The 13,758-nt window shown below is 30.0% G+C and carries 16 protein-coding genes; 14 read left to right on the plus strand and 2 right to left on the minus strand.

Translation table 11 applies throughout. The features are described from left to right. The first annotated feature begins 177 nt into the window (after positions 1–177). The 3 genes from L3B98_RS29125 (at position 178) to L3B98_RS15640 (ending at position 1,130) form a co-directional block, all read left to right on the plus strand. A complete protein-coding gene (locus tag L3B98_RS29125) occupies positions 178–282 on the plus strand; it encodes a helix-turn-helix domain-containing protein (protein ID WP_341274139.1) in 105 nt (34 codons plus the stop codon). Positions 283–296: 14 nt separating this feature from the next. Next, the gene (locus L3B98_RS15635; RefSeq protein ID WP_015393568.1) at positions 297–464 is read left to right on the plus strand and encodes a hypothetical protein; all 168 of its coding nucleotides are present in this window, start codon (positions 297–299) and stop codon (positions 462–464) included. A 207-nt stretch (positions 465–671) separates the two neighbouring features. Further along, complete coding sequence (locus L3B98_RS15640) at positions 672–1,130, plus strand: hypothetical protein (RefSeq protein WP_015393567.1); 459 nt, start codon at positions 672–674, stop codon at positions 1,128–1,130. Positions 1,131–1,689: 559 nt separating this feature from the next. Here L3B98_RS15640 and L3B98_RS15645 read toward each other — a convergent pair. Next, the gene (locus tag L3B98_RS15645) at positions 1,690–2,508 is read right to left on the minus strand and encodes an AraC family transcriptional regulator (RefSeq protein ID WP_238917425.1); all 819 of its coding nucleotides are present in this window, start codon (positions 2,506–2,508) and stop codon (positions 1,690–1,692) included. Between the two features lie 150 nt (positions 2,509–2,658). Here L3B98_RS15645 and L3B98_RS15650 point away from each other — a divergent pair, with 150 nt between their 5' ends. From L3B98_RS15650 to L3B98_RS15690, 9 genes are all read left to right on the plus strand, one after another. Continuing rightward, positions 2,659–4,959 carry a glycoside hydrolase family 127 protein gene (locus L3B98_RS15650; RefSeq protein WP_238917426.1) on the plus strand — a complete coding sequence of 767 codons (2,301 nt, stop codon included), beginning with the start codon at positions 2,659–2,661 and terminating at the stop codon, positions 4,957–4,959. 499 nt (positions 4,960–5,458) lie between these two features. After that, a complete protein-coding gene (locus L3B98_RS15655; protein WP_238917427.1) occupies positions 5,459–5,965 on the plus strand; it encodes a hypothetical protein in 507 nt (168 codons plus the stop codon). A 213-nt stretch (positions 5,966–6,178) separates the two neighbouring features. Beyond that, positions 6,179–6,670, plus strand: coding sequence for a GNAT family N-acetyltransferase (locus tag L3B98_RS15660; RefSeq protein ID WP_077363905.1), 492 nt, complete (start codon positions 6,179–6,181; stop codon positions 6,668–6,670). Positions 6,671–6,796: 126 nt separating this feature from the next. After that, positions 6,797–7,327: a hypothetical protein gene (locus L3B98_RS15665; RefSeq protein ID WP_077363903.1), complete on the plus strand. Its 531-nt coding sequence runs from the start codon at positions 6,797–6,799 to the stop codon at positions 7,325–7,327. A 167-nt stretch (positions 7,328–7,494) separates the two neighbouring features. Continuing rightward, a complete protein-coding gene (locus L3B98_RS15670) occupies positions 7,495–8,130 on the plus strand; it encodes an MBL fold metallo-hydrolase (protein WP_077363901.1) in 636 nt (211 codons plus the stop codon). Between the two features lie 247 nt (positions 8,131–8,377). Beyond that, on the plus strand, positions 8,378–8,734 hold the full coding sequence (locus L3B98_RS15675; protein WP_077363899.1) for a hypothetical protein: 357 nt from the start codon (positions 8,378–8,380) through the stop codon (positions 8,732–8,734). 84 nt (positions 8,735–8,818) lie between these two features. Beyond that, positions 8,819–9,688 carry a PhzF family phenazine biosynthesis protein gene (locus L3B98_RS15680; protein ID WP_238917428.1) on the plus strand — a complete coding sequence of 290 codons (870 nt, stop codon included), beginning with the start codon at positions 8,819–8,821 and terminating at the stop codon, positions 9,686–9,688. Between the two features lie 304 nt (positions 9,689–9,992). Further along, entirely contained in the window at positions 9,993–10,532 is a 540-nt protein-coding gene (locus L3B98_RS15685) for a DUF1697 domain-containing protein (RefSeq protein ID WP_238917429.1), read from the plus strand. A 226-nt stretch (positions 10,533–10,758) separates the two neighbouring features. Next, positions 10,759–11,634, plus strand: coding sequence for a phosphotransferase (locus L3B98_RS15690; RefSeq protein ID WP_238917430.1), 876 nt, complete (start codon positions 10,759–10,761; stop codon positions 11,632–11,634). A 284-nt stretch (positions 11,635–11,918) separates the two neighbouring features. Here L3B98_RS15690 and L3B98_RS15695 read toward each other — a convergent pair whose 3' ends face one another. Beyond that, positions 11,919–12,242 carry a hypothetical protein gene (locus L3B98_RS15695; RefSeq protein WP_238917431.1) on the minus strand — a complete coding sequence of 108 codons (324 nt, stop codon included), beginning with the start codon at positions 12,240–12,242 and terminating at the stop codon, positions 11,919–11,921. 81 nt (positions 12,243–12,323) lie between these two features. Here L3B98_RS15695 and L3B98_RS15700 point away from each other — a divergent pair, with 81 nt between their 5' ends. Together L3B98_RS15700 and L3B98_RS15705 are read left to right on the plus strand one after the other, a co-directional pair. Further along, complete coding sequence (locus L3B98_RS15700) at positions 12,324–12,527, plus strand: hypothetical protein (protein WP_238917432.1); 204 nt, start codon at positions 12,324–12,326, stop codon at positions 12,525–12,527. A 316-nt stretch (positions 12,528–12,843) separates the two neighbouring features. Next, on the plus strand, positions 12,844–13,539 hold the full coding sequence (locus tag L3B98_RS15705) for an aspartate/glutamate racemase family protein (RefSeq protein ID WP_238917534.1): 696 nt from the start codon (positions 12,844–12,846) through the stop codon (positions 13,537–13,539). Positions 13,540–13,758: the final 219 nt, after the last annotated feature.

Below are 13,758 nucleotides of genomic sequence, written 5' to 3' on the forward strand. Positions count from 1 at the left end.
CCGTATGTGGTGAAAGTCACAAGTACGGTTCTTAGGGGGGAAAGAAACCGAGAGGTTTCCGACCTACCCGACATTAGACATAAAAAGCCCCAATTAAGGGGCAAAAAACTAAAAGTTTTTTATAAAAAATGAGCATAGTTATTAAATCAAAATTATTATGCTCAAAAATATAAGAAAATATTCAATAATTTATTTTATAAACAAAATGTAGATATTGTTAAAAAGACGGGATTAAGTAGAGCAACAATATATAGAGTATTATCAGATTTAGGATTGAGATAGGAGGGAATATTAAAATGTTAAAAATCAAAGATTTAGAATCAGTTTTAAATACAAATATGATGAATGTAATTTATGAAGATCATTGGAATGGACAACAATATGGATATGTAGATAGTGAAGCTAAAATAGAATTAATTCTTCCAGTTAATGAAAATACTATAAAAATTAGTGTCACTCCATGATTCGTAATTTTATAGTTACAAACAGTTTGTGAATTTGACGTAGTAAATAAAAATATGTTCTTTGAAAACTGAATAATGCGGTATTTAGAAGATATAGGTAGTCAAGTCATTATAGCAGGATGAACCAATTAATTGCAGAGTGAATAATATAATATACCAAGTGTTTACTAATGAATATAAAGAGATTAACATGGAGTAGGTGTTAAAATGAGTGGTATATTTAATCAAATTATGTTTAATATACGACGAGGATATTATAAGTATATTGGTTCTGGCTCTAGCAGAGACGTGTTTGATTTAGGAAATGGGTATGTAGTGAAAATTGCTAAGAATATGGCAGGAATTGCTCAAAATAAATCGGAATATAAAATTTCTAAAAGCGATAAATCAAAATTATTTGCAAAAATTATTCAAATATCAAATGACTCAAGTATGCTTATAATGGAAAAAGCAGATAAGATATACAATATTTCAGAGGTATTGAATTATTTTAATGTTAGAAATAAAAGGGAATTATTGAACTTAAAAGAACTACAGAATATTAAGAGTAACTATAATTTGTTATTGGGTGATTTAGATAGGAAAAGCAGCTGGGGAATTATTAAAAGAAGAACTGTTATCATTGATTATGGTCTTACGAAAGAAGTTAGCCAAAGATATTATTAATCCTTTTAGATATAAGGCAGAATATCATATATTATAAAACTTAATGCTAAATTTAAGAACATTATGTAAGAGTGAGAATATAATATAGTATACAAAAGAAGAGAGGTGATTAATATGCCATTCTTTGGATTCCCTGGGTTCTGTGGGTGCTGTAGATGCTGTAGATGTTGTAGGTGCAGACGTCACAGATGTCACAGACGTTGTCGGAGATCTAGTTGTTGCTAATGTATGCTAAATTAGTTACTTTTGTAATAAAGCTATAACGAAATTGTTAATAATAAATGCCGTATTATTCAATAAAGCGAATTTACGGCATTTTTCTTGTTGCACAATACTACAAAAGGATGCATATATGGGGAATACAGTAAGATAAATTATTATGATAAGTTTTCTTATTTAATGAGATTAAAATGAAGTTGGGACTAAATGTCACAGAGGAAGATTAAATATATGGTGAATTGCTAAACTCTTCTAGGAGAGTATATTGTTGTAGTTATATTAGGAACATTAATTAGGAATTTTGTTATTTTACAACAAACACTCGTTGATATTTGATTACTTAATTATTATCCAAGTCTGCATTAATTGGTGTAGAATATAGAATATTTCTATATTTAGTTGGTGTTATACCTTCATATCTTTTAAACATCTTTAGAAATTGGGTGTAGTCAAAAAAGCCACATTCTTTTGTTATCTGCTTAACACTTAAATGCGTATTCAAAAGTAACTGCTTAGCGCGATTTATACGCTGTGATAAGATGTATTCTTTAATACCCATCCCTTTTTCTCGTTTTACGATTTTGGAAATATAGTCCTTGTTAAAATTGAAATTTTGTGCAACATCTGAAACATTAATATCTTTCTGTAAATTAATATCTATCCATCTACAAATGCTATCAACAACTGAACGGTGTTTTGAATATGTTCTGTTAAGGGTTCGCTTAAGTTCATTTAATAGCAAAATCAGCGCTGCATTTGTTTCATCAATGGAATAAGAGGAAAAATGCAAAAGCTGTTTAAACAACTGATTAATAAGTAGGGTGTCTTCGATATGGGCAAAGGTTGGGAAATTTAGATAAGATTCAATATTGGTTTCATACATTACCCAATAAAAGCTAACAGGTGAAGTACTCTTTTTATGACCGTAATGTGTCAAGCCAGAACGGAAAAACAGAATATCACCAGGGCGAATTATATATTGACGGTCTTCTTCGGTAATATACATTTCTCCTTCAAGCATGAACGCTACTTGATATAAATTAAATTTGCGTTTCATGTGATTCCAATTGCCAGCAGATATAAATTTTCCACATAAATTATAATTTAAATAATTCTCCATTAAGTCTGATTTATCCATCCTTTCTTCGATAATGACCATTGTTAACTCATAAGTATATTAGTAAAATATTATCATAATCATTGGTTGAAGTCAAAACTATTGGGATTTCTATACATGGGCTTTGCACTTGTTTCCAAAAATTAAATAACTGATTTATACATCTATTACGTATCAGGAAGGAGTACAATTATGAAATTAGCAGTGGAAGGGTTTCCAAGCTTAAGCAAAGTAAGACTTTTAAAAGGTTTTTTTAAAACATCTCAAGATCTGGGAGAAAAATATATTTTATCTCTCGATGTGGACAGGTTTTTAGCTCCCTGCTATGAGGCGCATGGTTTGGAACCAAAGAAAAAACGTTATTCAGGATGGGAAGCAAGAGCAATCAGCGGACATTCATTGGGACATTTTATGTCAGCCCTTGCAGTAACATATCAGGCTACTGGGAATGAAGAGTTAAAAAAGATTCTTGATTATGCGGTGTCAGAATTATCGCATATACAGCAGGTAATAGGAAGGGGATATATTGGAGGCTTGGTTGAAACACCCTTTGTAGAAATAATAAATGGAACAAATATAGGAAAATTTGATATTAATGGATATTGGGTCCCTTGGTACAGCATACATAAGATATACAAGGGATTGATTGATGCATATGAGTTAGCAGAAAATTCTGAAGCCCTAAATGTAGTGGTTAATTTTGCCGACTGGGCAGTTTCAATATTAAATCAAATGTCTGATGAACAGGTTCAGGCAATGCTTGAATGTGAACATGGGGGCATGAACCATATATTTGCTAAGCTTTATAGTTTTACAGGCAATAGCACATATCTGGATACAGCAGTTAGATTTTCGCATAAAGCCATTGTTGAACCACTTGAGCAATGTGTTGATGATTTACAGGGAAAGCATGCAAATACTCAAATTCCTAAAATCATAGGTATAGCAGAAATATACAATCAGGAGCATGCTTATGAGAAATATAAAACAGCTGCACAATTCTTTTGGAATACCGTGGTTAATAGACGTTCCTATGTTATTGGAGGCAACAGTTTGAAAGAACATTTTGAAGCAATTGATATGGAAAGCCTTGGTATTAAGACTGCAGAAAGCTGTAACACACACAATATGTTGCTCTTGACAAAACTATTATTTTCATGGAATCATGACAGTGCGTATATGGATTATTACGAAAATGCTCTTTTTAATCACATTCTTGGAACGCAGGATTGTCAGACAGGAAATAAAACCTACTTTACATCCTTGATGCCTGGACATTATAGAATATACAGTACAAAAGATACTGCTTGGTGGTGCTGTACAGGCACAGGTATGGAGAATCCAGGCAAATATGCTGAAGCCATATACTTTCAGGAACAGGATGATTTATATGTTAATTTATTTATAGCGTCGCAGTTTGATTGGGAAGCAAAAGGATTAACAATAAGGCAAGAATCAAATTTACCATATTCAGATACCGTAATTTTAAAAATTATTGATGGAAAAGCAGAAGCAAATATTAATATACGTGTACCATCATGGATAACAAGCGAACTCGTTGCTGTTGTAAATGGCAAAGATAGGTTTGTACAAAGTGAAAAAGGATATCTTACAGTCAGCGGTGCTTGGGAAAAAGGTGATGAAATCAGAATTACGCTGCCAATGGCTGTTTCTAAGTATACATCAAAGGATAATGTTGGCAAGATTGCCTTCACCTATGGTCCTGTAGTTCTTGCAGGGAAGTTTGGAAATATAGGACTTCCAAATGATACAATTGAGGACGAAGTGGCATTGGACACAACAACTGCGTCTGTACCAGATATATTTACAGAGGATGAGGATATATCAAATTGGATTACAATGAAGGATGCTGAGACCTTAACCTTTAAAATTTCAGCTGAGGTTACAACTGATAAAAATGAAGTAACACTTGTTCCGTTTTATCAGATACATCATGAATTTTATAGTGTGTATTGGAATTTGAACACTGTAGGGGATAAATTTGAAAAACTATTGAGTGATATTACCATCGACAGCATAGAACCTGATGGACAACAGGATGAAATAGGGCACAGCATGAAAGGTAATTGCCTCAAAGCAAAACATTATGGTTCGTTTAAAGACCTTAATGGTAATATGTCTATGTGGAGAGATGCATATGGTGTCGAGGAGGCTTACTTCAGCTATGAGATGAGTGTTGACGGAGAAAGGCAAAACTTCATCTGCGCAAAGTATTTTAGTGAGGATAACAAGTTCAAAGATGATGGAATAACCTATTTAAGGGATTTTGACATTATGGTGGATGGTAATGTTGTTGCTGAACAGACCATCGAGATTAGTGATAAGGAAAAATATTATAGGTTTTATGAAATACCAAAGGAGCTTACATTAAATAAAAGCAAAGTTAAGGTGATGTTTAAAGCGAAATCTGTTTATTCCTGTGTTGGGAAGGTGCTCGAAATAAGAATTACGAGAGGAAAAATAGATCAGTAGAGACTAGAAGTTTTGTTAAACAGTTTTTCATGCCTTGCTTACAGAAATGAATCTTTATAAATTAAATTCTTAGATAAAGTGTAGTAAGAGTTTATTATATACTCTTTAATAATGAGTTGATGAAATTAAATAGTAAATTGAAAATCGTATTATTCAAGAGATTGGATGTACGATTTTTTACTGCATAATTATAATAAAGACTCAACAAATTATAAAAGGTCTCTGAGAATTGAATGATGGAATATTACAATTTGTGCTATAATTGGTTTGTGATACTAAAAGCATATATTAAAGATTATTATATAAATTGAGTATTTAACTAAATGGATTTTAAGCAGCGATATTTGATTTTGATTATTCATATATCAAATAGGCTAATAATATGAAGCAAAGATTTGTGATAGTTAATATAAATTTTCCTTTGGGAGTTAATTAGGATAGTGTTTTGAAAATATGTTGCTTGTATTACATTGAAAGATATTTTGTAGGAGAGATTGAAATGAAAAAAGTTATTGATCATATTACAGAAATGTTGGAAGCTAATAATTTAACTTTTATAGATAAGCCAATTCTTATGGGTGGAATGTCTATGGAGTATTATGGAATACGAAAAGCTGGTGCAGATATTGATCTAATAGTAACAGATGAGGATTATCAAGTTCTTGCACATAAATATCCTAATAAGAGAAAAGATTTATATGGAGACTTGGGAATGGTCATTGGAGAATTTGAAATATGGAGAAGTATTGCACACCTTGATTATAATTTTTTTAAGAAAGATGCTATTGAGGAAGAAAATATTCTAATTGTATCAATAGACAGACTTTTATGGACTAGAGTGTGTGCTATGGAAGTAGAAAAATATAGAAATGATCTGGAATTGCTAAAAGAATATTATTATAACCATTATACTAATCCAAAATACCATCAAGAAGCCCTATTGCATGAGAAGTCATATTTAAAAATGAATGGTACTGTTTTAGGTGGCAAATATGATGATTTATAATATCGGATTCTAGTAATCTTTTTATTAAATACTTGATCATGTATATTCAAATTTAATGGTCAGTATAGCAAATGGAAGTTTATGGAGGATAATATATGTTTAAAATTAGGAATAAGGAGTTTAGTGTTAAATAAATATGAGAATATATGTTTATTATCAATATGAAGCAGATAAATTTCAATATTAAAATCAACTACGTAGGGAGTTAATAATATGATAAGAAGAGCAGAAATAAAAGATGCATCAAGGTTAGCAGAAATTTTAGTATTTGCAAAAAGAACTGCTTACAGACAGATATTTAATAATGACAATGTTTCATTTAACGAAATGCAGGTCTTAGATTTAGCATTAGATTTTCGGGATAAAGAATCTGAATTAGATGACTTATATGTATATGACGACGGAATTGTAAAAGGATTGATTAAATGGGGATATTCGAATATTAAAGATAGTGGAAATAGTATTGAAATTTTTCAACTCTATGTTGATACTTTTTTTCAAGGACAGGGTATTGGCAGTATTCTAATGAAAGATTGCATTGAACATGCAAAGAGAAAAAGTATCAAAAAAATATTTTTATGGGTGTTAGAAAAAAATCATAATGCTAGAAAAATTTATGAAAAGCATGGATTTGAAGCAGATGTTGTTAGTAAATTTGAAGATGGTACTACAGAAATACTTCTAAGATACAAACTAGAAATGTAAATTGTGATTTATTTATATTATGAGAAGGATTTATATGAAAATAGAATAAAATGGAACTTGAAAAAAGTAAATTATTTGTATATTGTAAGGTAATTTGAATTAGTGAAAGTGCGGGGGGAGAAAAAGATGAAATTAACAAAAATAATTGCTAGTTTATTAGCAGTAGCTACAATGTTGACGATATATCCAATAGGAGTAAGTGCAGAATGGAAACGGGATTCTAATGGCTGGTGGAATACAGAAGGGGATTCATGGGCAGTAGGATGGAAGCAAATAGATGGAAAGTGGTATTATTTTGGACAAGATGGATATATGGTGCATGATGTAACTATAGATGGATACAAATTAGGTTCTGATGGAGCATGGTGTCAAACCACACTAAATAATACCTCAAATTCAGAGCAAGATATTAGAAAAATTGCATATAATCAACTAACTTCACAGGATAAAGCTAGAGTAAAAGGAACTTGGATGGATAGCAAAGTTTCAGAAGTAACATTAAATGAAGGAATGGGAAATATTGATGATAAATCTTATATCGGAAAGATTGTATATCTTGTTGATTTTCAAACTCAAACTAATGCAAGACCAAATAATATGATTGTTTATATTGCAAAAGATAATCACAAATTAATAGGATACGGTTATGTAGATTAATTAGTTAGCGAAACTTCCATTGTGTTAACTAATTTAAAAATGAGGTATAGAAAATGTCGTATCAAGATGAAGTTAATAAATTATGAAAAGTCTAATGATTTATATATAATTTATGGGTATAAAAAAATTAGATAAATTACAATTTAGAAGGAGGATTATATTTTAATATGAGTGATATTATTAGAATTCCATGTGGAAGTGTAAATGCCTTTTTAATTAAAGAAAAATCTCATGCAGTTCTTGTTGATACTGGACTATCGGGGTATGCAGAAAAAATCTATGATGTTTGTAAAGATAGCCATGTTGAAGGTATCATACTGACACATGGACATATTGATCACATACAAAATACAGCAGTTTTGTCTAAGCGATTAAATGTTCCAATTGCTATAGGGATTGGAGATGAAGATTTAGTTGATGATAACACAGCACAATCTATGTATGGAAGAGGAGCAATTGGGAAAATATTCTGCTATTTCTCTCAAAAATCAATTAAAAGTAATCCTATAGAAAAATTTAAACCCACTATATTTTTGAAAGATGGAGATTCTTTAGAATGCTTTGGAATCAAAGGGAAGATAATTGGACTTCCAGGACATACTAAAGGCTCAATAGGCATTGATGTTGAACAAAGAGATTTGATTGTTGGGGATTCATTAATGAATATTTTAAAACCAACAATCTCCTTGCTTTATGAAAATAAAATTCAACTTGAACTTAGTGCGAGAAAGATTAGTGATTTAGGAAATAGATTAATTCATTTTGGACACGGAAAATCGGTACAAAACAGAAAGTGGATTTAAAGTTCAAATTTCAATTTGCACACCTATAAAAAGAGCAGCTATGCTGCAATACGGAACTTTTACCCTATGCATATATCTAAATTCTTAACTGATCGGTAAATTTAAATTTGCAGAGTTATCAATTTCTCTTGATTCGATAAGTTTTAGTTGATAATTAGTATATTACAAGCACTAAAAGAAGTTGATAAATTATATTTACGTATATAAAAGAATTGGATAAATATTAATTTGATAAGGAGGCTTCATAATGGAATTTAATAATGAAGAATTGGAAAAAGCCAAATCCATGCTATCTTCTACCATTACTAAATGTGAAAAAATGAAACTTAAGTTTTTAGAAGGAACATCTCAACATTCCCTCTTAAAAAACAGAATTAAAGCACTTTATATTTCCAAGTCGCTTCTTATGGGTGATAAAACAATAAATTATACAAGCAAAGAATTGAAAGAAGCATTGCCTCCTGTGGTTTCAATCATAAATAAAAATACAAAAGCACAAAGTAAATATGAAAAAGGAACTTCGCAATTCAATCGATTTGAACCCATAATCCAAGCCATGCTTATTTCAAAAGTATTCATTGAGAGCAAAATAAACACTGATTAGGTATTATGATAAGTTCAAATTTGAAAGGAATAGTAAAAATATGTATTGTAGATTATTATATGTTTAGTCAAGGGGGAATTAATTATGAAGGTAAAAGCTTATACATTAAATTCATTTGCAAAATGCATAGAGGGAGGAAATCCTGCTGGAGTTGTGCTCAATGCAGATGATTTATCAGAAGATAGTATGAAAAAAATTGCGGGTATTATTGGCTTTAGTGAGACTGCATTTGTCATGAAATCAGAATTAGCAGACTTTAAAGTTAGGTTTTTTACCCCGAATGAAGAGGTTGATATTTGTGGACATGCCACAATAGGAACTTTTAGTACACTATTAATCAAAAGATTAATTAAACCTGGTAAGTATCTTCAAGAAACTAAAGCAGGAATTTTAGGTATAGAATTAAAGGAGGATTTTTCAATAATGATGAATCAAAATGCGCCAAGTTATCATCAAACAATATCTAAGAAAGAAATTGCAGATTCATTGAATATTACTATGAATGAAATGATTGAAGAACTACCAGTACAAATTGTATCTACAGGTCTTAGGGATATACTTATACCAATTAAGAATATAGATCTAGTTAATGCAATAAAGCCAAATTTTGAAAAAGTGTCAGAAATCAGCAGTAAATATAATACGATCGGCTATCATATTTTTACTCTTGAATCGCTTAATAATTCAAATGCCTACTGTAGAAATTTTGCACCACTCTATGGAATACCAGAAGAATCTGCAACTGGTACATCTAATGGTGCTCTTGCATGTTATTTATTTAAATATGATAAAATTAAGTCTGACAATGCTAATAATATAGTTATTGAGCAAGGTTATTCAATGGAAAAGCCTTCAGAAATAATTGTTGCTTTAAGAACTGAAGGCGAAGAAGTTATTGAAGTTAAGGTTGGTGGGAAAGCATTAAATTTATCAGAAATAGAGGTTCAAATATAGTAGATAAATAAAAGCTTACTAAATAAAGCACAATAATATAAATACGTTATTAAGTTGGCAATTCTTCTTTATGCTCCATTTCAAGTGAGATTAGAACGAATAAAACAACGTGAGATAACTCGTTACAGAAGTGTTCATTAGACTAATAATGTGCATAACAAGTAAATATTGTGAATTAATTAAGAAAATTGAAGAATATGGTATCATAAAAATATGCTATAATTAACTCATAAATGTGCTATTATATGAGTTTATAGTTTTTTACTAAGAAATAAATTAGAATTTGATGAGGTGACTTTGTTATATGAAAAGATATATTGCATTTTTAAGGGGCATCAATATAAGTGGCAAAAATAAGATTCCAATGGTTGGATTAAAGGCAGGTTTTGAAGAACTTGGTTTTTTAGAAGTTAAGACATATCTGAATAGTGGCAATGTCATCTTTTCAAGTGATGAGGATCACAAAGAGGATTTTTCTGGTCAGCTTGAAACAATGATAAAAGACAGGTTTGATTTGCAAATACCTGTTTTTGTCATATTAAAGGAAGAACTTGAAGATATATTACATAATGCCCCTGACTGGTGGGGAAATGAAGACAAGGAAATATACGATAATCTTATTTTTATAATGTTGCCGGCAACATTTACTGATATATTTAGTGAAATAGGAGAGCCTAAAGAAGAATTTGAAAAGATAAAGAATTACAAAAAAGCAGTATTCTGGTCTTTCAATCGAAAGGATTATCAAAAGACAAATTGGTGGTCGAAGACAGCTAAGGCAAACATTAGTAGCAAGCTGACAATCAGAACGGCAAACACAGTTAGAAAGATAGTTCGGATGTAATAAAGTTGCAAATACCAGTTTATAGAGTAAGTTAAAGGACTAATTTTAAAATATTACCAAGATAAAATTAAATATAACTTAAAGAGAATACCGTATTATTCAAAAAAGAATATACGGTATTTCTTTATACATAACTCTAATATATTATCTATTACTCTTTTAATTATTAAATATTTTTAAATTTGTCTAATAGAATATCTGCATTTCAAGAAGGGGATGATTAGGTTTGCCTATAAATGATTTTAAGACTAGGATATTGATTGAAAAAGGATGGTCAGATGATAAAAAATATTGCGTTATAACTCCTGAAGGAAAAAAGTATTTATTACGTATTTCAAAAATAGAGCAAAAAGAACGTAAGAAAGTTGAATTTGAAATGATGCAGTATGTAGAGGAACTTGGTGTTCCTATGTGCAAACCTATTGAATTTGGCACTTGTGATGAAGGTGTATTTTTTCTACAAAGTTGGATCGAAGGAGAGGATTTTGTAGAAATTCTTACAACTTTAACCAATGAAGAACAATATTTATATGGAATTGAGGCTGGTAAAATACTTAAGCATATTCATACTATTCCAGCACCTGGTACACAAGAGGAATGGGAGGTACGATTTAATCGTAAAATTATGCGGAAGATCCAAATGTATAAAGATTGTCCTATAAAATATGAGAATGGACAATCGTTTATTGACTATATAAATGAGAATCGTTATTTGCTGAAAAATCGATCACAATGTTATCAACACGGTGATTACCATGTGGGGAATATGATGATTGATTATGAAGGAAAACTTCAAATTATTGACTTTGATAGATATGATTTTGGTGATCCATGGGAGGAATTTAATCGAATTGTTTGGTGTGCACAACAATCACCACTTTTTGCTTCGGGGATGGTAAATGGGTATTTTGATGGTAATGTACCAATGGACTTTTGGCAATTACTTGCATTATATATTTCAAGCAATACATTATCAGCACTACCTTGGGCAATTCAATTTGAACAAAGTGAAATTGACACCATGATAAATCAAGCTAAAGATATTCTAGAATGGTACAAGAATATGAAAGATTCAGTTCCAAGTTGGTATAAGAGCATGTAATATGAGGACAAAAAGAAGTTGAAAAATTTTAATCGATTATGCTGGAAATGGATACAGAAAACTATATTGGAGATAATATTAGCTTTGAATTAAATTTGCTGGAAAGATATACTGTTATTAGAATTTGGCGCAGATATTAATAGGTATAAGAGAATGGAATACTATACAGAAGTGTCCATTAATCTAATAATGTTCATGATATGTAAATATTGCGAAATAGTAATACAAGAAAGATAATATACTTAATATAGTGTTTAGAATTACACTAAACACTATACTGTAAACTATGAAAAAGGAGAAAAAGATATTTCACCAGCACCAACAAGAACTATAACATCTCCTTCTTGAATAGGACCAAGTTTTACAGTTTCATTTGGGTCATTAAATCTTAAAAATATTTCTAGACTACCTTTAGAATTAATAATTATGCTAGTAAGAGGTTTACCAGGAGTTATAAGTTTAGCTGTAATATATTTTCCAGTATATTGAGAGGTATTATAAATACCTTGTGTGTAAGTAGTTGCAATAGGAATTGGTTGTGCTTGAGGGATTTTAACAAATGTAAATAAGGATATTAGAAAAAATACTAAAAATTTCTTTATATTCATAACAGCACCTCCATTTTATTAGTATTTTGTTTTTGAAATTAGAATATACGCACTATAGTAAGAAAGTGAGGTAGAGCAACAATGACAAATTATGAAGTTTATTTTGGAACAAAAGAAAGGGCATTAGATTCTTTGACTTTACTCCTTGAGTTTCCAGATCATCCAAGACAAGAGGTAAGAGAATTTCAAAAGGAAGTTAAAGAAATGGGAGAAGTTAGATGGTTGAAAAGTGAATGTACAAATAAAAGATGGTGGAAAAACGAACTAATTACAAGGAATAGGTAATGCGTAATACTAAAATTTTATTAAAAAAGCCCCAATAAAGGGGCTACAAGGAACGAAAAATTTTTAATCATGAGTACATTCTTATTATGTGAAATTTAAGAAATAAATATTCAAGTTGTAAATTTGACGCAGTAGATAAAGATCTTGTTCTTTGAAAATTGAATAATGTGATATTTACAATATATGCTATAATTGATTTGTAGTAGTAATTGAATGTGAATTATTGAAAGCTGATGAAAATTGATAGGTTATTAAAAATAACCTAATATTCGTATAAAACTAATATGAAATTTTATATCTGAAGGAGATGGTTAATCTGAAGACGATAGGTTTAATAGGTGGAATGAGTTGGGAATCATCACTTGAATATTACAGAATTATAAATGAAACTGCTAAATTAAAATTAGGAGGACTTCATTCTGCGAAATGTATAATGTATTCAGTAGATTTTGAAGAAATAGAAGTTTTACAACATCAAGGTAAATGGGATGAGTTAGCAAATATTATGGTTAATGTTGCTGAAAAACTTAAGAATGGTGGCGCTGATTTTATTGTTATATGTTGTAATACAATGCACAAGGTGGCAAGTGATATAGAAGATAAAGTAGGATTAAAAGTTTTACATATAGCTGAAGCGACAGGTAAAGAAATAATTCAAAATGGTATGAAGAAGGTTGGATTACTTGGGACTAAATATATTATGGAACAAGATTTTTACAAAAAATTTCTAAAGGAAAAATTTAATATAGATGTAGTTATTCCAGATGAATGTGAAAGAGAACTTGTTCACGATGTAATTTTAAATGAATTATGTAAAGGCGTAATAGATGCTTCTTCAAAGAGAAAATATTTAAAAATAATAGACAATTTAACTTTAAAAGGTGCGGAAGGAATAATATTAGGCTGTACTGAGCTACCCTTATTGATAAAACCAGAAGATGTTAATATACCAATTTTTGATACAGCAACAATACATGCCATTTCTGCATTTGAATTTGCATTAGATAAATAGTAATTAAGTTATTAAATGTTAGTTCTTAATATTGTTATGCCATAATATTTATAAAACATGAATCAATAAAATTAAATAGCAAATTGTAAAATCGCATTGTTCAAGAAATTGAATCGGCGATTTTTTTAATGCGTCATTCTATTAATAGATGTAGGTAATAGATTAGATTTATATGTTTGGTATAATGAATTAATCCTACATAGTTGTACAAGAATAGTC

Source organism: Clostridium sp. YIM B02555 (assembly GCF_022320955.1).
Taxonomy (GTDB): Bacteria; Bacillota; Clostridia; order Clostridiales; family Clostridiaceae; genus Clostridium; species Clostridium saccharoperbutylacetonicum.